The organism is Terribacillus saccharophilus (assembly GCF_000725365.1).
GTDB lineage: Bacteria > Bacillota > Bacilli > Bacillales > Amphibacillaceae > Terribacillus > Terribacillus saccharophilus.
This window is the reverse complement of sequence record NZ_CP008876.1, coordinates 3,313,838-3,336,753: the sequence shown is the minus strand read 5'-3', so window position 1 is coordinate 3,336,753 and position 22,916 is coordinate 3,313,838. Positions and strand designations below refer to the sequence as shown.

The following is a 22,916-nucleotide window of genomic DNA, read 5'->3' as shown; positions in this document are numbered from 1 at the left end:
TCTTCTCCTATTGTATCACACATCCATTTCAACCCAAAAATAAAGCCTCTGCTGAGAATTCCAGCAAAGGCATGAGAATACTAATTTTTATTTATCGACAGGAAGAATTGCTCCGTCATAATTGTCTTCGATGAACTTTTTGATTTCATCAGAATGAAGTACATCCATCAATTTCTGCAATGCTTCATTGTCTTTATCTTCAGCACGTGCTGCTACGATGTTGCCGTAAGGTGAATCAGTACCCTCAAGGATCAATGCGTCCTCAGAAGGCGTAAGACCTGCTTGCAATGCATAGTTCGTGTTGATTACAACAAGCGCATCCTCTTCTGACTCATACGTATCTGGCAAGAAAGCAGGATCAACATCCATGCTGAATTTCAAGTTTTTCGGGTTATCTGCAATATCATCCAAAGTAGCATCTACAGGCTCAACACCATCTTTGATTTTGATTAGTCCCGCTTCTTGGAAGATGGATAGGATACGTCCTTGCTCGGAGACGTTACGTCCCATGATTACTTCTGTACCATCTTTAATATCGTCGACTTTCGCAATGTTCTTAGAATATACACCCATTGGCTCCAAGTGAACTGCTCCAAGGCTGATCAAGTCATAGCCAGTATCTGCGTTGGAAGTTTCTAGATAAGGGATGTGCTGGAAGTAGTTCGCATCCAAGTCTCCGCTTTCTAAGTCATCGTTCGGAAGTACATAATCCTGATACTCTTCAATCTCTAGATTAACGCCTTCTTTTTCGAGGATAGGCTGTGCTTCTTTAAGAATTTCCGCGTGCGGTGTGCTGGAAGCACCTACTTTGATTGTTGTTGTTTCTTCATCGCCTGAGCCGCTGTCAGATGAACCGCAAGCTGCCAGGAAGATCATGAATACTGCCGATAGGATAACTAATAATGACTTTTTCAAATGAATCTCTCCTTTATCGTTTATCTAATTTATTTGAAATCAAGTCTCCAATAAATTGGAAGACAAATACCACAATAACGATTAGTAGCGTACAGATGAATACAACATCAAACTGACGACGCTGGAAGCCATAGAAGTAAGCAAAGTCACCTAATCCGCCTGCTCCGATAACGCCTGCTACTGCTGTAGAACCGATTAGCGCAATTGCCGTTACAGTAAGACCAGAAACAAGTGCCGGCATAGATTCTTTTAATAGTACTTTGAACATAATCGTACTGTTCTTTGCACCCATTGCCTTAGCCGCTTCTACTACTCCGTTATCTACTTCCTTCAATGCAATCTCAACTAATCGAGCATAGAAAGGTGCAGATCCGATGATAAGTGCAGGCAATGCTGCCTCTGGTCCGCGGATCGTACCGACGATAAAATCGGTAAACGGGAATAGAAGTAAGATAAGGATGATGAACGGAATCGCCCGGAATATGTTTACAACCGCCGCTACAATACCGTAGACAACTTTATTTTCCCAAAGCTTGCCCTTACTAGTCAGGTAAAGCAAAAGGCCTAGGATAATACCGATGATGAAAGTACCGATCAAGGAAAGGATCGTCATATAGAATGTCTCATAGATGGCTGTGTTCAAATCTGCAATATCTACATTCGGAAACCACTTCTCAAACAAGTTCCTGCACCTCCGCTTTCACGTTCGCTCCGCGGATGAAGTCCAGTGCCTTCTCCACTTCCGATTCATTACCCACCAGCTGTAAGAACAGGTTTCCTACTGCTCCGGTTTGTGTCTGCAATACACTGCCCTGCAGGATGTTGATATCAACATCGAATTGTTTAGCAGTCTGACTGACAACTGTTTGATTCACGTTTTCTCCAGAGAAGGAAAGCTTCACGATTGTGCCTGTACCTTCTTTTACTACTGCAGCCGATAAGGAATTATACTGTTCGCTTCCATCCAGCTGCTGAACGAAGCGTTTCGTGATAGCTTGCTGCGGGTCCTGGAATACATGCGCTGCATCGCCTTGTTCTACAACTTTTCCGGTATCCATAACAGCTACACGGTGGCAAATTTTTCGGATAACATTCATCTCATGTGTAATCAATACGATAGTCAGTCCGAGGCGTTTGTTAATGTCCACGAGCAAGTCAAGGATAGAGTCAGTAGTTTCCGGATCCAGCGCAGATGTTGCTTCATCACAAAGCAGAACTTTCGGATCGTTGGCCAATGCCCTTGCAATGCCGACACGCTGTTTCTGTCCGCCGCTCAGCTGAGATGGATACGCATTTTCGCGCCCTTTTAGTCCGACTAGCTCAATCAGACGATCAACTTTTTCTTTTCTTTCTTTTTTCGGTACACCTGCGATTTCCAATGGAAAAGCAATATTTTGATGTACAGTACGGGACCATAGCAGATTGAAGTGCTGGAAGATCATCCCGATTTCTTGTCTGGCTAGACGAAGTTCGTTTTTACGCTGTTTAACGATATCCTTGCCATTGATTATTATTTCACCAGCTGTCGGTTCTTCTAAGCGGTTTAAAAGGCGAACAAAAGTACTTTTTCCAGCACCGCTGTAACCAATCACGCCGAAAATCTCACCTGACTCAATTGTAAGATTAAGCTCATCGACTGCTGTAATATTCTGTTTTTTTGTGCGATATATCTTGGAGAGGTTTTTGATGGTGATCAATATCCGCTCCTCCTTCCTCGTGTTGCTTTATAAGCATAAAAAAGCGCCTTTTTGTTCTGAGAACAAAAAGACGCAGTTGCGTTCGATAATTGTTCTCTCATCTGTACAGGTTTCCCTGCAGGAATTGGCACCATACAGGAAAACCTGTGGTTGCCGGGCTTCATCGGGCCAGTCCCTCCGCCACTCTTGATAAGAGTTTGGTATATGATTGCTAAAAGGAGTTTAGCATCTAGTCAATATTCTTGTCAACATATTTCACAGACTTCCTTTACCTCCCAGAAATAGAAGGGCCTCTACAAGCAGAATATGCTGATAATCGCCGTCCACTACTTGCTGCTTGCGGATACTGCGAAGCTGTACCTCACCATCAAGAAGCTCCTGCAGTGTCTGCTCATCGGTACGTATATGTAAAATACCATAAGGCTTAGAAGCTGGGGTCGTGAGGCTGCTTCTATCTATATGCAAATCGAAGTGTGCATCTCCCCATTCAATGAAGACCTTGAGCCGCTTATCATTACATAAAGGCAGCAGATCCTCTCTTACCTCGATCTGATGCTTGAGCTTTGTCAGTTTTTCGATGATCATCCGCCATTCCCCCCTACACTGTATTTGGCTCTTCTTGTTCTGATTTCCTGCAAGAAAAAACAGCTTTCCAGATTGGAAAGCTGTTTTATTCGCTCAGCGTCTTCGCCAGCATATGCTGAACGGAATGAAACGCATATATTTTTTCCTGAACTTCTCCCTGTTTGAAGGTAATGAGACAAGGTACACTTTCAATCTTATTCTCCTGCATAAAATCAGGAAAAAGAGAGGCGTTCAGTTTGTGATAATATTCCTGGCCTGTCACGGCCTCCACTGCAAGGAGCATTTTTTCTGCAAGCTGACATGTACCGCAAAAAGGCGTGTGTACAAATATTCTTGCTTGCTCCTGTTGTGTGACTGTCTGGACCTCGGTTTTAATAACGTTGATATTCATCCCTTCTTTCTTCAGACGAGGAAGAATGGATGCACCATGATACTTCTGCTAAGCAGGGCTGTGGCCAATTCAGGGGCCGGGGTCGCCGCTACCTCTCGATAGGTTCTGTCTACGTAAATATGCTGGGCATGCGGCAGCTCTCGTGCTAACTGTTTTCGCAGCTTATGACCAGCGCTATCCTCATCCACCATAATATATACTTGCTTGTGATCCAAGTCATAGTCATACAACAGCTGTTCCAGCCGCTCGATGCCCAATGTGCCATTGGTGCAGATGATCGTCACTTCCTCATCGATGATCTTCCTTATCTGCTCTTTGTCCGAGCGTCCTTCTACAATAATGACTTTTTCTTCATCACCCATACTGGCATCACCTATTCTGATCGATATTTGATTGCTTCCTTGCCCGTGCCCCGATAAAGGCTTAGCAACGAACGCTTGCCATAGTATATGAAAAGAGACCGCTGCCCTTGCTAACAGATATCAACAAGGACCCAAAAAATTAATCCTCTTTAATCCGTCCTTCGTAATCTTCTACAGATAGCAAGCTTTCATAAGCTGCATCGTCATCTGCTTCCACTACAATCATCCATGCTTTCTCGTATGGGGATTCATTTACGAATTCAGGGCTGTCGTCTAAATCATCGTTCACAGCTACGACTTTTCCGCTGATCGGAGCATACAGCTCGGACACTGTTTTTACAGATTCAACGCTTCCGAATGGCTCGTCTGCTTTCAGTTCGTCACCGACGGACGGAAGTTCCACGAATACGATGTCTCCGAGTTCATCCTGGGCGAAGTCGGTAATACCGATTCGGTACTGATTGCCATCTTCTTTTTTAATCCATTCATGTTCCTCAGTGTAACGTAGATCTTTCGGTAAGTTGCTCATTTTTATTCCTCCACCTATTTTCTACAAGAATAGCTAACATATTTACTATAAGAGGTAATAGATAAAATTACCACTGTTTCAGCTTAATTCGAAGCAGTTACAGTCTCATATGCTTCTGGCTTGAAACCGACTGCCGCTGACTTCTCACCAATTAAAAGCGGACGCTTAATCAGCATACCGTTTTCGGATAGCCATGACTTGAGCTGGGCATCATCTGCTTCTTTGATTTTCTCCTTATAGCCGCCCTCTCGGTATACTTTCCCGCTCGTATTAAACAGTTTCGTAAGCGGCAATCCGCTTTTATCCGCTGCTTCCTGCAGGATTTCCGGACTCGGCGGATTCTCTACGATATGTATCGCTTCATAGGATACGTCATTCGCATCCAGCCAATTCTTTGCATTTTTGCATGTACTGCAATTCGGGTACCAATAAAATCGGAACATACAGATCACCTTCCTTTTCATACTGCTATTTTAGCATAGTCCTTTACATCTTTCTCACAGAATAATCGACAGGATCCCGGGTACGATAGAAAGGAAAAAGAGGAGGGATCCCATGCCAGCAGAAAACCCGCAAAATGTTATGCTGCAGCCGCCGGAGATGATTTCAGGAAAAGATTTGCTGTACTTGAGTGATATGTTGAACTGGAACTTGAATGCAGCAAAAAAAGCACAGCACGCTGCCGGTGAAGTGCAGCTGACAGATGCCCAGGAAGCACTGCACACTATCGGCCAGATGCATCAGCGCCATTATGATATGTTACTGGAGCATTTGCAGACAAAACCGCTTAATTAAGGAGGGAACGCTATGCCAGAGAACCAAAAGATACAAAACCCCCAGACACCAGTCCCGACAACGCAGGAAATGAATGACAGAGATCATGTGACTGATTTGCTTGCTACGGAAAAATATATGACAGCTTCTTATAGTACGGCGCTAAATGAGATGAGCAATCAATCGTTATACGAAACAGTAGCGCGTATATTCAAGGAAACACAGGATTCACAGCGCAATTTGTATAATCTAATGTTCCAGCATGGATGGTACAGCTTGGAACAAGCACCACAGCAAAAAGTAGAACAAGCTTATCAGCAATTCAGCAAAACACGACAAGTGCTTCCATATATATGAAACAGACGGACAATCAGCTGCTGGTTGTCCTTTTTTGAGCTCAATCCAAAAAAATTATTGACGTACCGATTTCAAATTTGTAATATACTTGCATGTGCAACTATTTGAGCTATCTGAAAGGAGCGGACCATGAGCAGAACACAAGACGAGTTAGGACTGCTTTTATCCCGGACTTACCTATCCTTGAAACGGGAAACGTCCCGCATGCTTCAGGAGTTTGAACTGACACCGGAACAATTCTCCCTTATTGCTGAATTGGACAAGCAGGATAACATCACCCAAAAGGAACTTGCCGACTTAACGGAAAGAGAACAGACAACCGTTACGAAGATTGTCGATAAGCTTGTCAAAAAGGGACTGGTCACCCGCGGACATGACCCGCATGACCGAAGGGCTATCCGCTTGCAAATCACAGCAGAAGGCCGGGAACTGGTTAAAGATATCAAACCGAAGATAGAAGAAATCGAAAATCATGCTTATATAGGTTTCCAACGGAAGGATATAGAATTGCTGCATACTCTGATTCGAAAGCTGCATCAGAATTTGCAGTGATTTTTTTCGCTAAATACATGCACGTGCAACTAATATAGAATGGAGTTTTTTATTTTGCGTTTACAACCTTTAAGGGAAATGCTTAAAATCCCGAATACGAAAGTGGGCATGGCTTTTGCCATACTTGTCCCATTACTTTTTTCCATCATCTGGCTGACAGGCTATCATAATGCAACAGATCACCTGGATCGTTTGCATGTTGCTGTTGTCAATGAAGATGGCGAACAAGCCAATGCATTAGCAGAACAAATGATGGATAATATGCCATTTGATGCGGACCTTGCTTCTTATGATGAAGCAAAGGAACAGCTCGCTCAAAATGATATTACGATGCTGGTTGTTATACCAGAGGCCTTCACAGAAAACTTGTCTAAACAGAGCGATACATCATTACAATTCTACTTGAACAGCTCTAACTCACAGGTTGCTTTGTCGATAGCTGAAAGTACAGCAAGACAAATGACAGACTCAATAGCTGGTGGCAATGTACAAGCAGAAATCATTAAAGAAAATCATATCGGCAATTTCGCAACCAGCATGGTACCGATGATCCTTGGATTCATTATTTTCATCGCTGTTATGACGATGAACATTCAAATGAACATTGTCACACAAATTCTAAGCCGTAAATTCGGTAAATGGCAGCTCTTCTGGAATAAGCAGTTGCTTTTACTAATTATTGGTCTTGTCGTAACAACGATTACCGTCACGATCCATGCACTTGCAAACGACACTGCTGCTTCCTACATGCAGCTATGGGGATTCGAGCTGCTAGTTGTCTTTGCTTGCATTAGTTTCACACAAATGAGCTTTGCTATTTTCGGCAATGCCGGTGCTTTGTTCAACGTTGCCATGATTCCGTTCCAGTTAATGGCTGCTGGAAACATCATTCCGACAGACCTATTGTCACCTGTATTCCGTGTCATAGGCTCTGCACTGCCAGCTTCTAATGGAGTGCAAGGCTTTACTCAGCTGATTTATGCTGGAGAAAGTGTTTCATCAGCTATTCTCCATCTAGTATTGATTTTGGTTATCACCTTCCTGATTACTTGTTTAGTTTTGAAACTTAAGAAACAGCAGCCTGTTCAATTCGTCAAAAAAGACGAAAAAGCTGCAGCAGTATAAAAAGAAGACCTCCGCATTCTGAATACGGAGGTCTTTCTTATGCCACTACATCATAGCCTTGTTCTTCGATTGCTTCTTTCATCTCATTTTTCGTCACAAGTGAGTCATCATACACGACGTCGACTTTACCGCTGGCCAAATCCACGTCTACTCCTTGGATTCCTTCTAATTCACCTAGAGCTCCTTTGACTGCTTTCTCACAATGTCCGCAAGTCATCCCGTTTACTTGTAATGTCATTTCCATATCTTATCTCTCCTTTAATTGTCTTTTCAATCGTAATGCGTTTGCTACAACACTGACAGAACTAAAGGCCATTGCTGCTCCTGCAAGCCATGGTGCCAGCAGCCCGATAGCTGCTACTGGTATTCCTGCACTGTTATAGGCAAGCGCCCAAAATAAGTTCTGCTTTATGTTCCGAATTGTTTTTGCACTATATCCTAATGCTTTCGGTACAAGTCTCAGATCTCCTCCAAGGATGGTTACGCCTGCTGCTTCGATTGCAACATCTGTTCCAGTGCCGATGGCAATTCCGATATTTGCTGCTGCTAAAGCAGGTGCATCATTGATCCCATCCCCTACCATCGCAACTGTAAACCCTTCTCGCTGCAATGCAGCAATTTGACCTGCTTTACCAGCTGGAAGCACCCCAGCGAATACTGTGTCAATGCCAACTTTGGCTGCTATACTGTCAGCTGTTCGCTGATTGTCTCCTGTCAGCATAACAGTTCGGATACCTTGCGTTTTCAATAGTTTAATTGCTTCGGCAGCATCAGGTTTGACTGCATCACTTACGGCAATGATTGCCTCGACTCTGTCTTCTGCAGCAAGATACATGACAGTCTTTCCGTCTTTTTCTAGCAAATCAGCCTGCAGCTTAAAGTCCTCGAAAGGCAACTTCTGTTCCGACATGAACGCACTATTTCCTATCAGAATAGCAATGCCTTCTACTATTCCTTTGATACCCCTGCCAGGTATATTCTCAAACGTTTCCACTTCCATAGCTAAAAGACTATGTTCTTCTCCATATTGAACAAAAGATTGAGCGAGTGGATGCTCTGATTGCTTCTCAAGCGCAATTGCTTCAGACAAGTGCTGCGCGTCGCCATAAATATCTGTCACCTGTGGTCTTCCTTGGGTGATTGTGCCAGTTTTATCGAAGACGACAGCATCTACTTTATATGCAGTTTCCAGTTGTTCGCCGCCTTTGAACAGTATACCCGCTTCCGCTGCTTTGCCGGTACCGACCATGATGCTCGTCGGAGTAGCAAGTCCCAGCGCACAAGGACAAGCGATTACCAGTACGGCGATAGCTGCCGTCAAGGCCTGAGCCATCTCTCCTGGATTCACTAGCAAGATCCACACAGCAAAAGTAATAATACTGATCACGATAACTACAGGAACGAAAAACGAAGACACACGATCAGCAAATCTTTGGATAGGTGCTTTTGAGCCTTGAGCACGCTCTACTGCTTGAATAATTTCTGCTAGCACGGACTCTTCATTTGAATGTGTCACCTGTACTTGAATTGTTCCATTTGCATTGACTGTAGCACCTGCTACATTGTCACCAATATCTTTGCTGACTGGAATACTTTCTCCTGTGAGCATCGATTCGTCAACATGGGTACTGCCCTTCACGATGATGCCATCTGCTGGAAGTTTCTCTCCTGGACGGACAATAACGATATCACCCTGAACTAGCTCTGCAGCCGCAATTTTCTGTTCCTTAGCCTCTCGCAAAACGGTCGCTTCTTTCGCTTGTAAACCGACTAAAGCAGTGATGGCTGTAGTTGTACGTCCTTTTGCCACTTTCTCCATATATTTACCGAGAAGAATTAAGGTGATTAAAATGGCACTTGTCTCGAAGTACAGTTCAGGCATGTGACCGCCGCCTTGAAAACGAATCACTTCATATAAACTGTAGAAATATGCCGCACTTGTGCCGAGCGCAACAAGCACATCCATATTGGCTGAACCGCTGCGCAAGCTAAGATAGGCTCCCCGGTAAAACTGCCATCCGATTAAAAATTGAACGGGTGTTGCCAGCAATAGCTGTACCCATGGATTCATAAGGATATGCGGTACTTCATATAAACCTAAATGTCCGCCCATTGTTGCGAGCAGCGGCAAAGACAATAAAGCAGATATCAGAAGTTTCATTTGCATCAGGCGGATACCTTTATCCTTGGCTTTCGCATTTTCTTCCCTGGATTTTCGCAGACTTGCGTCATAGCCTAATTTCCGGATACGTCCGATAAATTCATCTGTACCTGTAAGCAGCGGATTATAGCGAATGCTAGCTGTTTCTCCAGCTAAGTTGACAACTGCCTGCTGGATACCTTCCTGCTTGTTCAGCACCTTCTCGATTCTTGCTGAGCAAGCAGCGCAAGTCATTCCTGTTATATCAAGGGAAACCTCCTCAGATTCCACCCCATATCCAAGCTTTTCGATCTTACCTGTTAAATCTGTTTCATCCACCTGGTTCGGATCAAAAGAGATTGCTGCCTTTTCTGTTGCCAGATTGACATTGGCCTCTACCGTATCCATCTTGTTCAGCACTTTTTCAATACGGGTGGCACATGCAGCACAAGTCATACCAGTAATAGGTACTGTTACTTGCTTTTTCTCCATATGGACCGCCTCCTATTTGCCGAATTGCTGCAATACTTTCATCAATTCATCAATGGCCTCTTCGCCATCTCCATGCTGGATTGCATGGGAAACGCAATGCTTCATATGTCTTTCGGTTACTGCGGCTCCTGTTTTCTTCAGTGCTGCCTGAATAGCAGATATCTGAACAAGGATGTCCACACAATATCTATCTTCCTCGACCATATTCTGAAGTCCTCTAACCTGTCCTTCAATTCGTTTTAGACGATTAACAAGGGCTTGCTTTTCTGTCGTAGTTCTTGGTTTGACCGGCTTTTTATTTGAATGCTCCATAGCGCACCTCCTTCATATACCCCCTATAGGTATACATTCATATTATACCCCCACCAGGTATATGTCAACAGATTGATTTTAAATCGAAACGATTATGATTTACAAATCGAAATGATTACGATAGAATAGTTCCTTGTGAAGAAGTACGTGATTAGAAAGGTGATAGAAAATGACATCTATCCTTCAAATAGATACTATTAATTTCTCATATGAACAGAAGGCTGCCTTGCGAGAGGTATCTCTTCAAGTTAAAAAAGGTGACTTCCTCGGTCTGATCGGTCCAAATGGCGGAGGCAAAACAACATTGATCAAGCTGGCACTCGGCATGCTGCAACCGAATAAAGGCTCCATCGAGCTATTTGGACAGTCTATATCCTCCTTTAAGGATTGGAATAAAGTCAGCTTTGTATCCCAAAAAGCGAATGCATTCAATAAAGGTTTCCCAGCTACTGTTTTCGAAGTTGTCGCAATGGGACTTACCCCAAAAATCGGTTATTTCCGCAGATTCTCTGCTAAGCACCGGGCAGCTGTTAAGCAAGCTGTAGCTCAAGTGGACATGAGTGAATATCTGCATGAAAATATTAGCAGTTTGTCCGGAGGTCAGCAGCAGCGGGTTTTCATAGCCAGAGCGCTTGTAAGCCAGCCGGAATTGATCATACTTGATGAGCCGACTGTTGGGATCGACCACGCCAACGTGAAAGGCTTCTATGAATTATTGCAGCGACTTAATGAGGAAAAAGGACTTACCTTAGTGATGATTACACATGATTTAGCAGGGATTGCACAATATGCATCCAAGCTGGTTTATTTAGATCAGCAAGTCCAATACGAAGGCAGCCCAGAACAATTCAGCCTGCCTGAGTCCGATTTACATGTATTGCGAGGTATTCATGCATGATTGCCGATTTCCTTCAATTTGAATTTTTACGAAACACACTATATACCGGTCTGCTGATCGGCTTGATTGCCCCATTACTGGGCTGTTTTATCGTCGTACGCAGACTATCCTTGATTGCAGATGCACTATCGCACGTAACGTTAGCTGGTATTGCATTTGGTCTGTTGCTGGAGAAGAAACTGGCAACACCTGTGATTTCCCCGTTTTATGCAGGCCTCGGGTTCTCAGTCCTTGCTTCCCTGCTAATTGAGAAGCTTCGGAATATGTTCCGCAATTTCCAGGAAATTGCGATTCCGATCATCCTTTCTGGCGGAGTTGGCTTGAGTGTCATTTTCATATCTTTGGCCAATGGTTTTACGACAGATCTGTTTTCCTATTTATTCGGTTCTGTATCTGCTGTCAGCAGTGAAGATTTGCGTGTTATTGTGATCATCTCGGTCATTGTCCTGCTTGTAATCGGTGTTCTCTACAAGCAGCTGCTCGTGCTTTCCTTTGATGAAGAGCATGCGCGCGTCAGCGGTTTGCATGCTAAAGCGATCCATTTCATCTTCATGCTGCTTGTTGCGCTTGTTATCGCAGCGAGCATACGGATCGTAGGTGTGCTGCTTGTCTCTGCTCTAATGACAATACCTGTAGCAGCAGCCATCCGGCTGGCCAAAGGGTTCAAACAGGCAATGGTACTGGCCATTATCTTTGGAGAGACTTCCGTAATTGTCGGTCTGTTTTCTGGTTATTATTTCGAAATACCACCAGGGGGTACCATTGTTGTCGTATCCATCCTGATTCTTTTGTTAAGTTTTATCGTTCAAAAGCTGCTGCTTGCAAACAAACGAAAAACTGCATTCGAGAAAGGAGTTTCCTAAAATGCAAGTGAACGAGGGAATTGCAATTCTGAAAGAAAACGGTCATAAATATACCGATAAAAGAGCGGATATCCTCACCTATTTCATTCATGCCAAAGGCTATCGAAGTGCAAAAGCCCTTCTTGCTTATATGGAAACCAGCTATGCTGGCATCAGCTTGGATACCATCTATCGCAATCTTCGGCTTTTCGAACAACTGGAGCTGTTGGAATCTCGTGAGAAAAACGGAGAGAAGCTGTTTAAGATCGCTTGTAAAAGCGGTACGCACCACCATCATTTCATCTGTGAAAGCTGCGGGCTGACCAAACCGCTCCAGAAATGCCCGCTGCCAGTTTACACAGAAGAACTTGCAGATTATCATGTAAATACACACGCTTTCGAGCTTTATGGTCTTTGCCCGACGTGTCACAATCGCTAAGGAGTCGATATATATGCCAATCATTACAGTTAAAATGCTGGAAGGCCGTACGGATGAACAAAAAGAACAAATGATCAAGAAAATGACCGACGTGATGGTTGAAACAACAGGCGCACGTGCCGAAGCAGTTTCTATTATCATCGAGGAAATGAACAAAGCAAATTATGGTGTCGCAGGAAAGCGTCTATCTTAACGAAAAAGCAGCATACCCCTTGGGCATGCTGCTTTTTTTATAAAATCACTTCCTCCAGCACTTTCCGTTCCTCTTGCTCGAACAAGTTCTTACCTTCTGTGCGCTGGACCTGTTTCTGCATATAGCTTTCAATCAATTTGGCTTCATCTTTATTTCCGACGAGATGGATGCTTTTCCATTCTTTATCTTTTGCAAGCTTATCAAGATCTGGTGCCAGCGATTTATACCAACGCTTCTGGTTAGCTTCCAAACGGTTTTCGATCGTCTCCTTCTTCGATCCTTTTCCGCCCTTACCTTTAATAGATAACGCCCGCTGCGGACTTGCTTGCACCTTCCATTTCTCTGTATCTAAATCCATTTCATATAGCTTTGTATCATTTATTTTTCCTAAAACGGCATCAATTACTTTGACTTGATTTCTCTGTACCAGAATGACTCCTGATTCCGGGAATTTTTCATACAACGTTTGGAATTGCTGGAGCTTCGGCTCATCTTCCCAGTGAAACTCAGTCGTCACTGGCATCTGGAGACATTCAGCAAACCAAATATCATCCGCAGATGCAAATACGACACAGCTTTTCTTCATACTTTGGCCGTTATCCTCCAAGAACAATTTCACCTTTTCTTTTACTTTCAAGAATTGCTCCAGCTCATCAGGGTCATTCTTGAGATATGTTTCGAAATTCTTCAAACCATTCTTTACGTGAATCTTCCATTCGCCACCCGTCTGATCGCGGTTGGCAGGATCGGTATTCACATACATACTAAGTACTTTCTGAGGATGGCGCTTGGCTTTTTGTGCGAGAGTCTCCATATTCTTTGCGTAACACAAACTGCAATCACTCCTCTTACAAATTTGCTTAGTGAAGTAAAACTAGCATATAGCTCTACATACCACATATAAGCTGCTTGAAACGTTAAAAAGGAATGAAATAAGGGAATGATGTTAAGATCGAACTATGTAACTCGAAGGCTGTGATAAATCATGTTAAAGAGAACCCGTACACAAATCCTGCAATTTACGTCTATTGGCGTATTAAACGCTGCAGTCGACCTAGTCACGCTCAATTTATTACTACTTATCTGGCCAACGAAGAATAATCTCCTGCTGCTGCTCTTCAATACGATCAGTTATTTAGTTTGTATCTGGAACAGTTATTATTGGAACACAAGATTTACATTCCGCAAGCAGAAGAGATCTAGTAACACCGAAAAAGGTCTGTTCTTCGCCCAAGCGTTGGTTGCATTAGTAATCAGCAATCTTGTGTTCATTGCAGGTCTAGCTGTCCTGCGCTCTATCACATTCGTGTCCTTCCCGGCATACATTGATAATAATATAGCCAAAGGAGCAGCGATGTTCCTCTCGTCGGCCAGCAGTTTTCTATTTATGAAGTATCTTGTGTTTAAAAGAAAAAAATAAGTTGAACTTAATTAAAATGAAAGTAACACTCCTTAGCACCACTCCGGCAGAACACTCCGCTTTCCACGGGCACGGCCTCAGCCTCCTCGTGGAAAAACACCACTGTGGGGTCTTCAGCTCGTGCTGTTCCCGTAGGACAAGGAATACTTCGACAGCTTTACATCGCACGAAGAAAATTGTTTTGTATTTTTGAGGAGTCTCCGTATTCTGCCTACGCTAGTATAGACTAGCATCGAAAAAACCCGAACTAACGAAAATCTTTGTTTGAAGATTCACGTTATAGTTCGAGTTTTCTAGCTGAAGAACTTTTGCCCCAGGCTTATTTTCATGCTTGGATATAAGTTGCACGTCGATCGACGAGTGCCTGGCTTGAATGGTCGAGATTACGAACATCTACTTGAATGCCGTATTCTCGGTATTTGAGCACTATCTTGTCTAGTGCTCCTACAGCTGAATCGTCCCATAATCTTGCTTCTTGGAAGTCCAGGACGATATGCTTGGTATTTTCCTGCTTCGGATCAAAGGAAGCAATGAAGTCGCTCACTGACACGAAGAACAGTTGTCCTCTAACGATATAGACCTTTTGTTCTCCTTGTATCGTTTCTTTAATATCCACTTTTGATATTTTGGCTGCAAAGAACACAGCGCTCATCAGTACTCCGATAATAACACCGACGGACAAGTTGTGTGTCCAGAGCACTGCTGCTACTGTCACAATCATGACTGCGGCATCTGTCAGCGGCATCCGATGCAGATTACGCACCGATGACCAGTCAAACGTTCCGATACTGACCATGAACATGACTGCAACGAGTGCGCCCATCGGGATTTGGACCAAAACATCCTGAAAGACAATTATAAGCAGCATAAGAAAGGCACCTGCAATAAAGGTAGACAGACGGGTTCGGCCTCCTGCTTTTACATTAATGACAGATTGTCCAATCATCGCACAGCCAGCCATTCCGCCGAAAAAGCCTGCAGCAATGTTGGCAATACCCTGACCGCGCGCTTCACGATTTTTATTACTGCCTGTATCTGTATATTCATCGAGCAGCTGGGCAGTCAGAAATGTCTCCATCAGCCCTACGATTGCTAAAGCAATAGCATACGGAAAGATAATCTGCAATGTTTCCATGTTAAATGGAACGTCCGGAATCAGGAAAGAAGGCAATGCTTGCTTAAGCTCGCCCATATCCCCTACCGTTTTTGTCGAACTATGTGTGAGTGCCGCAATTATAGTCATAATAACAATTGCAATAAGCGGCGATGGAATAGCTTTTACAAAACGAGGCAGTACATAGATAATGACTAGTGCACCTGCTACGAAAGCATAGATTTGCCATGACTCTCCCTCAAAATGGACAAGTTGCGCAATAAAAATCAAAATGGCTAAACTATTAACAAAGCCAATCATGACTGGTCGAGGAATAAAAATCATCAATCTAGAAACTTTGAAGACACCAAAGAAAATTTGGATGATACCGGTCAATATTGTCGTTGCAAAAAGATATTGTAACCCATGATCAGCGACAAGACTCCCCATTACGAGTGCCATCGCTCCAGTGGCTGCAGATATCATCGCTGGACGTCCGCCTGCAAACGCAATAACGACCGCAATACAGAAGGAGGCATATAATCCTACCATCGGATCTACGCCGGCAATAATGGAAAAAGCAATTGCTTCCGGGATAAGTGCTAAAGCAACTAAGACACCTGATAAAACATCCTTCGGGACATTGGAGAACCAAGCTTCTTTTATATTTGTAATCATGTACGACATAAACTCCTATCTCTTAACTTACAGCAGGTTATTATACCATATTCTCTAGAACTGTTGCAGCTGTGTATACCAGTTACCGAAACTGGACATATTGTATAAAAAAAGCAGCAGGTGAACAATGATGAAACATGTCAAAGCCATACTTCTGAAAGGAATATTCGCCTTCGCGATCCTTTATCTCTTCGCAGGTTTAATCTATCAATTATCTTTTACGAAGGTAGTCCAGCTGACAGCGGTTCTGACTGTTATCAGCTACTTGATCGACATGCTATTACTGCCAGGCAAAACAAACAAGGCGACTGGATGGCTTGATTGTATTTTCTTTACCATTGTCAGCTGGATGCTCATCGTTTTAGCGGCTGATGGAAGCGTACATCCATTGATAGGCGCAATTCCAGCAAGCTTGATCCTAGCTTGGATGGATGGGACATTTTTGCATGCTTACGTACGTAAATATGTGATCAGAAATGGCAGAGACCAATATTATAATGTCATATTTATGGATCAGTTTCGTGCGAAAATCGCTGGGGATCTGCCTATACGCGGTCCACATAAAGATTCCTGAAGCAAGTGCATGAAGAAAGCCCGTGGAGATTACTCCACGGGCTCTTTTTTATGCTTTTGGATCCCATTTGATGATGATACCACATTCGGTTAGACCGCCGCCGAATCCGTATAATAACATTGTATCGCCATCTTTGACTTTGTTTTCCTGTAAAGCGAAATCAAATGCCAATGGAATTGTCGCAGAAGATGTATTACCTGCGTATGCCATACTTGTCAGTGTTTTCTCAACTGGATAGTCCAGACGATCACAGATAGATTCTACCATCCGCATATTGGCGCTATGCGGGATGAACCAATCAATATCATCCAGTGACATATTTGCTTCTTCAACTAGTTTCTTAACACCCTTTGGCACACCAGAAACGGCCCATTTATACACTTCACGTCCGTTTTGAACCAATTTCCCTGGGTTAGTAAGCTCTTCACCGTTCAATTTTGTGGACAGGCCTGTTTGGTAGAGATGGCGGCCGCCCTCTCCTTTCGTTCCCATATGGAAACCAAAGAAGCCAGGATTTTCAGCATCGTACTCTACTAATGCAGCTCCAGCGCCGTCTCCAAATAGAATACAGCTTGTACGATCCGTATAATCTGTAATTTTAGACAATGTTTCTCCGCCCAATACAAGCACTTTCTTATGCAAACCGGAAGTTACTAATCCGTTAGCCATATGCAGACCGTAAACAAAGCCGGCACATGCGCCGCCCAAATCGATGGCACCCGTGTTTTTCAATCCAAGTCTTGCTTGCAGCTGACTGGATACACTAGGGAATTTATATTCACCTGTCACCGTAGCAACAAGGATTAAGTCCACATCTTCTAGTGACTTGTTGAAGTTCTTAGCAAGGTTTCTTGCAGCATTTTCACATAGATCTGTTACATATTCATCTTCAGCAGCAATTCTTCTTTCTTTGATACCTGTACGCTGCACAATCCATTCATCGGAAGTATCGACCATTTTTTCAAAATCTGCATTGGTCAATACCTTTTCCGGGATATATGTTCCTATTGCTGTTACACGTGCTTTGGATTCCATATTATCTGCCTCCTTCACATCTGCCTCTATTATACCATCTAGTTTTAATACCTGGTACTAAAAAGCGAAATTTAATTATCTTTTTTCTCGGCATGGGAAGCCAGAAGCTCTAAAACTGCATCGTCCATTGGCGGGTTATGCAATCCAGCACGCACGTCTCGATAATGCTGTTCAAAGGGTTGAGTCTTGGAAAGTCCTCTGCCGCCAGCAATACGCATTGCCAAGTCAACAACCTTAACAGCAGCTTTTGTTGCATTCACTTTTACTGCTGCAAGCTCCGGCCCCATTGTATGCCGCTTCTCAGGATAGCTATCCCACAAGCTGGCAACATGATACATAAAATGTCTGGCTTGCATTAGTTCTAAGTCCATTTCTCCTATTTTCTCACGCACATGAGCTACGCTGATAATTGGTTTATCCAAAGTGTTTGGCTGAAACTCTTTAGCAAATCGGACAGCTTCATCGCGTGCACTTTTGGCAATACCTAAATAACAGGCTGGTATATGCAGTAATGATCCCTTGGGTCCAGGTTTTTTTCTGCCTCTTTCTACGTAGCAATCTGCCGGTACTCTTACTTGCTCTAAAATTAAATCGTCACTACCGGTTGCACGCATACCCATCGGGTTCCACGTTTTTTCGACACGAACACCATTTATTTCCCTGGCAATTAAAAAGCTTCCGACAGCATCATCTTCTTCTACATAAGCTGTAACTAAATAATAATCCAGATCAGCTGCCATAGATGTGAATGTCTTACGTCCAGTAAGTATATATTCATTGCCTTCCCGTACTGCTTTCGTTTCAGGAACACCGCCTCTTGTAGGACTTCCTGTTTTCGGCTCGGAGGCTGCACGATTGACAATTTTACGCTCTTGAATAACTTCTTTCAGGAACTTTTCAAACATACCCTCTGGCCAATTCGAATTTTCGCATAAATCCTGCATCGTACTCAAGTGCCACCCTATGGATAGTGCTGCAGCTCCATCACCGGTGGCTACTGCCTCCTGAGCTAATAGAAAATCATGAAGATTCGCTCCATCTCCTCCTTGTGCTTTCGTGACAGTCAGCAAAGTATAAGCTGTTGTTCGGAAAGCATCCACCACTTGTGGCGCCAGCTGTGCCTGTTCATCACCTATCTGTTTATATTTCTTTGCCACCTCGGCTACTTGTTTCGCTTTAGTAAGTATATGTTCTTTATTAGCAATAATCATACCGAACCTCCTCATCTATCTTCTCTATTTTAGTGAAAAGAATAAGAGAATACAAAAAAACCCGCTCAAGAGAGCGGGTTTTATGTGTTACATACTCATACCCATGTGCATGTGACCAGAAGTCATCAGCCAGTATGTGCCGACAATGATGACGATAGCGATGAAGAATCCGAAAAGTGTGTTCCCGGAAATCAAACCACCGTCTTCTCCTTCAGTCATGTGCATGAACATAACAAGCTGCAAGGCAGCCTGGATAACAGCGAAAATCAAGATAATGATGAAGATCGTTGTTGATGACCAGTCTGTCCATAGCGCTGTTGCGAAGGCTACAAGTGTCAACGCGATTGAGATCAAGAATCCGATGATATGCTTCCAAGGGAAATGTCCTTTTTTCGTTTGTTGACTCATATTAATTCACCATCCCCATCAAGTAAACGCATGTGAAGATAAAGATCCACACAACATCTAAGAAGTGCCAATAGAGACTAGAGATAAAGACTTTTGAAGCAGTTTTTGGTGTAAGTCCTCTTCTTGCAAGTTGGATCAAAAGAAGAATGATCCAGCCAATACCGATTGATACGTGTAAACCGTGCGTACCAAGTAAGATGAAGAACATAGACCAGTGTGCACTAGTTCCTAGTGTAACACCTTCATGTACGTAATGTACGAATTCATAAAGCTCATAGCCAATAAATCCTGCACCTAGGATGAGTGTAATGATCATCCAGGCAATAACGCCTTTTACATTGTTCGCACGCATTTCGTGAATCGCTAGTCCGCAAGTGAAGCTACTTGTAAGAAGCAACATTGTCATAATCATGACTAGGCCAGCTTCGAACATCTCAATTGATGTTGGTCCGTCGCCTACACGTGATTGTAACGCGAAATAAGACGCGAATAGTGTCGAGAACAAGGCGATCTCTGCACCAAGGAAGGTCCAGAAACCGGTGATGTTCAATCGGCCGGCTTCTGATTGATATTCCAATGGAGCGTTGGGGTTCACATTGTGATCATGTGCCATTTCTTCACAACCTCCTTTATTTATTCGCTTTCGCTTCTGTTTCTTTTATTTCTTCCACGCTGACATAGTAACCATCATTGTAATCGAATGAACGTACAATCATTGTGATGAAGATACCGACAGCACCTACGATTCCAACCCAGTACCATTGGAATACAAGTCCGAATGCAGCCATACCCATCAATGCAGACATGATTGCCGGTGTAGAAGAGTTGCTAGGCATGTGAATCGGTTTATAATCCGTGTTCTTCTGTTGATCAAGACCTTTTTCCTTCATATCCCAGTAAGGATCAAGACCTGTCACTTCAGGAAGTACAGCGAAGTTGTAATGCGGCGGGATAGACGATGTTGTCGCCCATTCCAAGTTACGTCCAAGACCCCAAGCATCACCAGTTTTCTCTCTTGGTGAATATCTCCAGCTATAGTAAATGTTATATACGAAGATAAGGAATGCAAGACCCATCATGAATGCACCGATTGTGGAGATCATGTTCAATCCTGTCCAACCATCTTCTGGCAAATAAGTAGAAATACGTCTTGGCATACCGTCCAACCCTAGGAAATACTGAGGGAAGAAACATACGTTGAAGCCGATAACGAAAATCCAGAATGCCCATTTACCGATTTTTTCGTTCAATTTATGACCGAACATTTTTGGATACCAGTAAATCAAACCTGCGAAACAAGCAAATACAGTACCAGAGATCAGCACATAGTGGAAGTGAGATACTAGGAAGTACGTATTATGGTACTGATAGTCAGCTGCTGCCATCGCAAGCATTACTCCTGTTACCCCACCGATAACGAAGTTCGGGATGAAAGCAAGGGACCATAGCATCGGAGTCGTAAAGGTAATACGGCCTCGATACATCGTGAATAGCCAGTTGAATATCTTAACCCCGGTCGGGATAGAGATAGCCATTGTTGTAATAGAGAAGAAACTATTCGCTTCAGCGCTATTACCCATTGTGAAGAAGTGGTGAACCCATACAAGGAAGCTCAATACAGAAATTGTCACAATGGACACAACCATCGCTTTGTAAGCGAAAAGCTGTTTTCTTGCGAATGTCGAGATGATCTCAGAGAAGATCCCGAACGCAGGAAGAATAACGATATATACTTCAGGGTGACCCCATACCCAGAATAGGTTGACCCAAAGCATTGGGTTACCATCACCTTGTAAGGTGAAGAGTACGGAACCGAATAAACGGTCAAATGTCTGCATAGCAAGTGCAACTGTAAGCACTGGGAATGCGAAGATGATGATCAACATAGTGATCAATGATGTCCATGTGAACATGGACATTTTCATTAATGTCATACCTTTCGTACGCATCTTAAGGATGGTAACGAAGAAGTTAATACCTGTCATCAATGTACCAATACCAGCAATCTGGATAGCTAGCAAGTAGTAGTTCTGACCAGGTCCTGGGCTGAATTCATTCGTCGCAAGCGGCGTATAACCAGTCCAACCAGCATCAGGTGAACCACCGATGATGAAGGAGATGTTGAATAGAGCCATACCGACAAAGAATGTCCAGAAGCTCAAGTTGTTCAAGTAAGGGAATGCAACGTCACGTGCACCGATTTGCAACGGTACAATATAGTTGATCAAACCGATCAAGAATGGCATCGCCATGAATAGAATCATGATTACACCGTGCGTAGAGAATACCTCGTTGTAATGCTGCGGATCAAGGAATTCCATACCTGGCTTAGCAAGTTGCGTACGGATCATCAAACCATCGATACCGCCGCGGAAAAGCATTAATAGGGCACTAAGGATATACATGATACCCAGTTTCTTATGGTCAACAGAAGTCAGCCATTCTTTCCATAGCCAGCTCCATTTCTTAAAGTAAGTAAGGGCAGCTACAACGGCGATTCCACCAAGCAAGATGCTGATTTGGGCACCAAGAATCAATGGGTCGCCGGTAATGATAAACTCATTCCATTTTAAGTCCAAAACTCTTCCCCCTCTCTCTGTTACTCATGACTCGCATGTTCTTCAGAGTCCATGTTTTCATCCGAGTAGTCTACAGTATTGTCTTGCTGATAGTAAGGAATTTCGTCTTCAGTCAAGAGATTTTGAGATTTGTCTTTTGCATGCGGATTCTTCGGCTCATAGCCTAAGCGATCCCACGCTTCCAATGTGTAGTTTGCATCTTTAGAATGGTCGATCCATTGCAAGTGCGTACCATTGAATTCAGCTGTTCCATCATCTGTTTTATCGTAGACACCAGGAATCAGAAGATTGTCATACTCGTATTGTGTCAGTTCTGGAGCGGAGTTCTGTACGTCTTCCACCCACTGTTGGTAATCCGCTTCTTCATCAGCGTAGACTTTGAATCGTTGTTCATTGAAGCCTTCACCTGTGAAGTTAGCGTTTCGTCCATCGTACGTGCCAACGTGGTCTGCTTGCAGATAAAGAGTTGTCTGCATGCCTGCCATGTTATATTTCTGACCGCCTAGGCTTGGTATCCATAGAGCAGCCATAGAATCAGCAGATGTCAATTTGAATTCCACCGGACGGTGAATCGGAATGTGCAGATAGTTCACTGTTTCGATGTCTTCATCTGGATAGGTGAATACCCATTTCCAGTTGATGGATGTTGCATGTACTACTAGAGGATCTTCATTCGCTGCTTCTGCCGTTTTCGGCTGAGGCGCTTCCTCCAATGAATAGATCGTTCTGACAGTTGGAACAGCCAAAATGACTACGATGATAATCGGGATGATCGTCCAGATTGTCTCAAGCAGCATGCTGCCGTGTAGTTCAGGGCTGTACTTGTCGTGATCCTTTCTTTCTCTGTACTTGACAAGGATAATCGTCAAAAGTACGAATACAACCGCAACGATTGTAAGCATAAAGATGATTGATAGAATAATAAGGTCACTCTGCTGACTTGCCACTGGTCCTTTCGGATCAAGCACTTCCGGTGTAGAACAGCCGGCGAGCATTAGCGGCAGGGCAAGGAACAATAGAAGACTTAAGGGTTTCAATTTTTTAAGCATGCGCCTGCTTCCCTTCCTTTCTTTACCTGAATTCACGAAAACGCTTGTTTTCCCTCTGCATAGGAAAACAACCATATCCGCTATAATAGGGTTTTGATAAGTATTTCACAATGAGGCTTCGCAATTCCCGCAGGAGTGGCAAAATCTCAGCTAGAAACACACTATCCCACTGTCTAATAGACAGCGTCTGACAACAATCCAGAAACTAGTGTAATACAAAGCAGCCAAAAAGACCAGACTTGCCTGGTAAGTAAACAGTTCAATTT

The 22,916-nt window shown here is 43.5% G+C and carries 29 protein-coding genes and 1 riboswitch; of the genes, 10 read left to right on the top strand and 19 right to left on the bottom strand.

The annotated features are described in order from the left end of the window. Positions 1–87: 87 nt before the first annotated feature. The 8 genes from GZ22_RS16580 to GZ22_RS16545 form a co-directional block, all read right to left on the bottom strand. Positions 88–915, bottom strand: a complete 828-nt coding sequence (locus GZ22_RS16580; RefSeq protein ID WP_038564876.1) for a MetQ/NlpA family ABC transporter substrate-binding protein — start codon at positions 913–915, stop codon at positions 88–90. A gap of 13 nt (positions 916–928) precedes the next feature. Continuing rightward, entirely contained in the window at positions 929–1,597 is a 669-nt protein-coding gene (locus GZ22_RS16575; protein ID WP_038564873.1) for a methionine ABC transporter permease, read from the bottom strand. Beyond that, the gene (locus GZ22_RS16570) at positions 1,590–2,612 is read right to left on the bottom strand and encodes a methionine ABC transporter ATP-binding protein (RefSeq protein WP_038564872.1); all 1,023 of its coding nucleotides are present in this window, start codon (positions 2,610–2,612) and stop codon (positions 1,590–1,592) included. Before GZ22_RS16570 ends, GZ22_RS16575 begins: the two co-directional genes overlap by 8 nt. 94 nt (positions 2,613–2,706) lie before the next feature. Then, positions 2,707–2,808, bottom strand: a riboswitch (SAM riboswitch). A gap of 59 nt (positions 2,809–2,867) precedes the next feature. Next, positions 2,868–3,197 carry a hypothetical protein gene (locus tag GZ22_RS16565; protein WP_038564871.1) on the bottom strand — a complete coding sequence of 110 codons (330 nt, stop codon included), beginning with the start codon at positions 3,195–3,197 and terminating at the stop codon, positions 2,868–2,870. A gap of 85 nt (positions 3,198–3,282) precedes the next feature. Then, positions 3,283–3,588 (bottom strand): thioredoxin family protein, encoded by a 306-nt coding sequence (locus GZ22_RS16560; RefSeq protein WP_038564870.1) that lies wholly within the window; start codon positions 3,586–3,588, stop codon positions 3,283–3,285. An 11-nt stretch (positions 3,589–3,599) separates the two neighbouring features. Further along, positions 3,600–3,950 (bottom strand): ribonuclease M5, encoded by a 351-nt coding sequence (locus GZ22_RS16555; RefSeq protein WP_038564869.1) that lies wholly within the window; start codon positions 3,948–3,950, stop codon positions 3,600–3,602. 139 nt (positions 3,951–4,089) lie between these two features. Then, entirely contained in the window at positions 4,090–4,479 is a 390-nt protein-coding gene (gene gcvH, locus GZ22_RS16550; RefSeq protein ID WP_038564868.1) for a glycine cleavage system protein GcvH, read from the bottom strand. A gap of 83 nt (positions 4,480–4,562) precedes the next feature. Further along, positions 4,563–4,922, bottom strand: coding sequence for an arsenate reductase family protein (locus GZ22_RS16545; protein WP_038564867.1), 360 nt, complete (start codon positions 4,920–4,922; stop codon positions 4,563–4,565). 112 nt (positions 4,923–5,034) lie between these two features. Between GZ22_RS16545 and GZ22_RS16540 the strand changes: the two genes are divergently transcribed. From GZ22_RS16540 to GZ22_RS16525, 4 genes are all read left to right on the top strand, one after another. Beyond that, a complete protein-coding gene (locus GZ22_RS16540) occupies positions 5,035–5,274 on the top strand; it encodes a hypothetical protein (protein WP_038564866.1) in 240 nt (79 codons plus the stop codon). A gap of 12 nt (positions 5,275–5,286) precedes the next feature. Beyond that, complete coding sequence (locus tag GZ22_RS16535) at positions 5,287–5,610, top strand: spore coat protein (protein ID WP_038564865.1); 324 nt, start codon at positions 5,287–5,289, stop codon at positions 5,608–5,610. Between the two features lie 129 nt (positions 5,611–5,739). Next, positions 5,740–6,162 carry a MarR family winged helix-turn-helix transcriptional regulator gene (locus GZ22_RS16530; RefSeq protein ID WP_038564862.1) on the top strand — a complete coding sequence of 141 codons (423 nt, stop codon included), beginning with the start codon at positions 5,740–5,742 and terminating at the stop codon, positions 6,160–6,162. Positions 6,163–6,216: 54 nt separating this feature from the next. Then, positions 6,217–7,287 carry a YhgE/Pip domain-containing protein gene (locus GZ22_RS16525; RefSeq protein WP_051748411.1) on the top strand — a complete coding sequence of 357 codons (1,071 nt, stop codon included), beginning with the start codon at positions 6,217–6,219 and terminating at the stop codon, positions 7,285–7,287. 37 nt (positions 7,288–7,324) lie between these two features. On the opposite strand, the gene copZ is transcribed toward GZ22_RS16525, so the two are convergent. Genes copZ through GZ22_RS16510 form a run of 3 tightly spaced genes read right to left on the bottom strand, consistent with a single transcriptional unit; the run spans position 7,325 to position 10,231 of the window. Further along, positions 7,325–7,531, bottom strand: coding sequence for a copper chaperone CopZ (gene copZ, locus GZ22_RS16520; RefSeq protein ID WP_038564859.1), 207 nt, complete (start codon positions 7,529–7,531; stop codon positions 7,325–7,327). 3 nt (positions 7,532–7,534) lie between these two features. Next, positions 7,535–9,919, bottom strand: coding sequence for a heavy metal translocating P-type ATPase (locus tag GZ22_RS16515; protein WP_038564856.1), 2,385 nt, complete (start codon positions 9,917–9,919; stop codon positions 7,535–7,537). 12 nt (positions 9,920–9,931) lie between these two features. Beyond that, positions 9,932–10,231: a metal-sensing transcriptional repressor gene (locus GZ22_RS16510; protein ID WP_038564853.1), complete on the bottom strand. Its 300-nt coding sequence runs from the start codon at positions 10,229–10,231 to the stop codon at positions 9,932–9,934. Between the two features lie 169 nt (positions 10,232–10,400). On the opposite strand from GZ22_RS16510, the gene GZ22_RS16505 reads away from it, so the two are divergent. Genes GZ22_RS16505 through GZ22_RS16490 form a run of 4 tightly spaced genes read left to right on the top strand, consistent with a single transcriptional unit; the run spans position 10,401 to position 12,603 of the window. After that, positions 10,401–11,129: a metal ABC transporter ATP-binding protein gene (locus GZ22_RS16505; protein ID WP_038564851.1), complete on the top strand. Its 729-nt coding sequence runs from the start codon at positions 10,401–10,403 to the stop codon at positions 11,127–11,129. Further along, on the top strand, positions 11,126–11,992 hold the full coding sequence (locus GZ22_RS16500) for a metal ABC transporter permease (protein WP_038564848.1): 867 nt from the start codon (positions 11,126–11,128) through the stop codon (positions 11,990–11,992). Before GZ22_RS16505 ends, GZ22_RS16500 begins: the two co-directional genes overlap by 4 nt. A 1-nt stretch (position 11,993) precedes the next feature. Continuing rightward, positions 11,994–12,410 carry a Fur family transcriptional regulator gene (locus tag GZ22_RS16495; RefSeq protein ID WP_038564845.1) on the top strand — a complete coding sequence of 139 codons (417 nt, stop codon included), beginning with the start codon at positions 11,994–11,996 and terminating at the stop codon, positions 12,408–12,410. A gap of 13 nt (positions 12,411–12,423) precedes the next feature. Next, on the top strand, positions 12,424–12,603 hold the full coding sequence (locus GZ22_RS16490) for a 2-hydroxymuconate tautomerase (RefSeq protein ID WP_038564843.1): 180 nt from the start codon (positions 12,424–12,426) through the stop codon (positions 12,601–12,603). Between the two features lie 37 nt (positions 12,604–12,640). Here the strand turns inward: GZ22_RS16490 and GZ22_RS16485 are convergent, their stop codons facing one another. After that, entirely contained in the window at positions 12,641–13,435 is a 795-nt protein-coding gene (locus GZ22_RS16485) for a VLRF1 family aeRF1-type release factor (RefSeq protein ID WP_245609688.1), read from the bottom strand. Positions 13,436–13,588: 153 nt separating this feature from the next. On the opposite strand from GZ22_RS16485, the gene GZ22_RS16480 reads away from it, so the two are divergent. Next, complete coding sequence (locus GZ22_RS16480) at positions 13,589–14,023, top strand: GtrA family protein (protein ID WP_038564842.1); 435 nt, start codon at positions 13,589–13,591, stop codon at positions 14,021–14,023. 325 nt (positions 14,024–14,348) lie between these two features. On the opposite strand, the gene GZ22_RS16475 is transcribed toward GZ22_RS16480, so the two are convergent. Then, positions 14,349–15,794, bottom strand: coding sequence for a SulP family inorganic anion transporter (locus GZ22_RS16475; protein WP_099046374.1), 1,446 nt, complete (start codon positions 15,792–15,794; stop codon positions 14,349–14,351). A gap of 127 nt (positions 15,795–15,921) precedes the next feature. Between GZ22_RS16475 and GZ22_RS18115 the strand changes: the two genes are divergently transcribed. Beyond that, the gene (locus GZ22_RS18115) at positions 15,922–16,368 is read left to right on the top strand and encodes a DUF2512 family protein (RefSeq protein ID WP_051748409.1); all 447 of its coding nucleotides are present in this window, start codon (positions 15,922–15,924) and stop codon (positions 16,366–16,368) included. 48 nt (positions 16,369–16,416) lie between these two features. On the opposite strand, the gene GZ22_RS16465 is transcribed toward GZ22_RS18115, so the two are convergent. From GZ22_RS16465 to qoxA, 6 genes are all read right to left on the bottom strand, one after another. Beyond that, positions 16,417–17,403, bottom strand: a complete 987-nt coding sequence (locus GZ22_RS16465) for a ketoacyl-ACP synthase III (protein WP_038564838.1) — start codon at positions 17,401–17,403, stop codon at positions 16,417–16,419. A gap of 71 nt (positions 17,404–17,474) precedes the next feature. Continuing rightward, positions 17,475–18,614, bottom strand: a complete 1,140-nt coding sequence (locus GZ22_RS16460) for an acyl-CoA dehydrogenase family protein (protein WP_245609687.1) — start codon at positions 18,612–18,614, stop codon at positions 17,475–17,477. 87 nt (positions 18,615–18,701) lie between these two features. Further along, on the bottom strand, positions 18,702–19,022 hold the full coding sequence (gene qoxD / locus GZ22_RS16455) for a cytochrome aa3 quinol oxidase subunit IV (RefSeq protein WP_038564835.1): 321 nt from the start codon (positions 19,020–19,022) through the stop codon (positions 18,702–18,704). Position 19,023: 1 nt separating this feature from the next. Then, a complete protein-coding gene (qoxC, locus tag GZ22_RS16450; protein WP_038564833.1) occupies positions 19,024–19,635 on the bottom strand; it encodes a cytochrome aa3 quinol oxidase subunit III in 612 nt (203 codons plus the stop codon). A 16-nt stretch (positions 19,636–19,651) separates the two neighbouring features. Beyond that, positions 19,652–21,601: a cytochrome aa3 quinol oxidase subunit I gene (gene qoxB / locus GZ22_RS16445; protein WP_038564832.1), complete on the bottom strand. Its 1,950-nt coding sequence runs from the start codon at positions 21,599–21,601 to the stop codon at positions 19,652–19,654. Between the two features lie 20 nt (positions 21,602–21,621). Continuing rightward, positions 21,622–22,650, bottom strand: coding sequence for a cytochrome aa3 quinol oxidase subunit II (gene qoxA / locus GZ22_RS16440; protein WP_051748407.1), 1,029 nt, complete (start codon positions 22,648–22,650; stop codon positions 21,622–21,624). Positions 22,651–22,916: the final 266 nt, after the last annotated feature.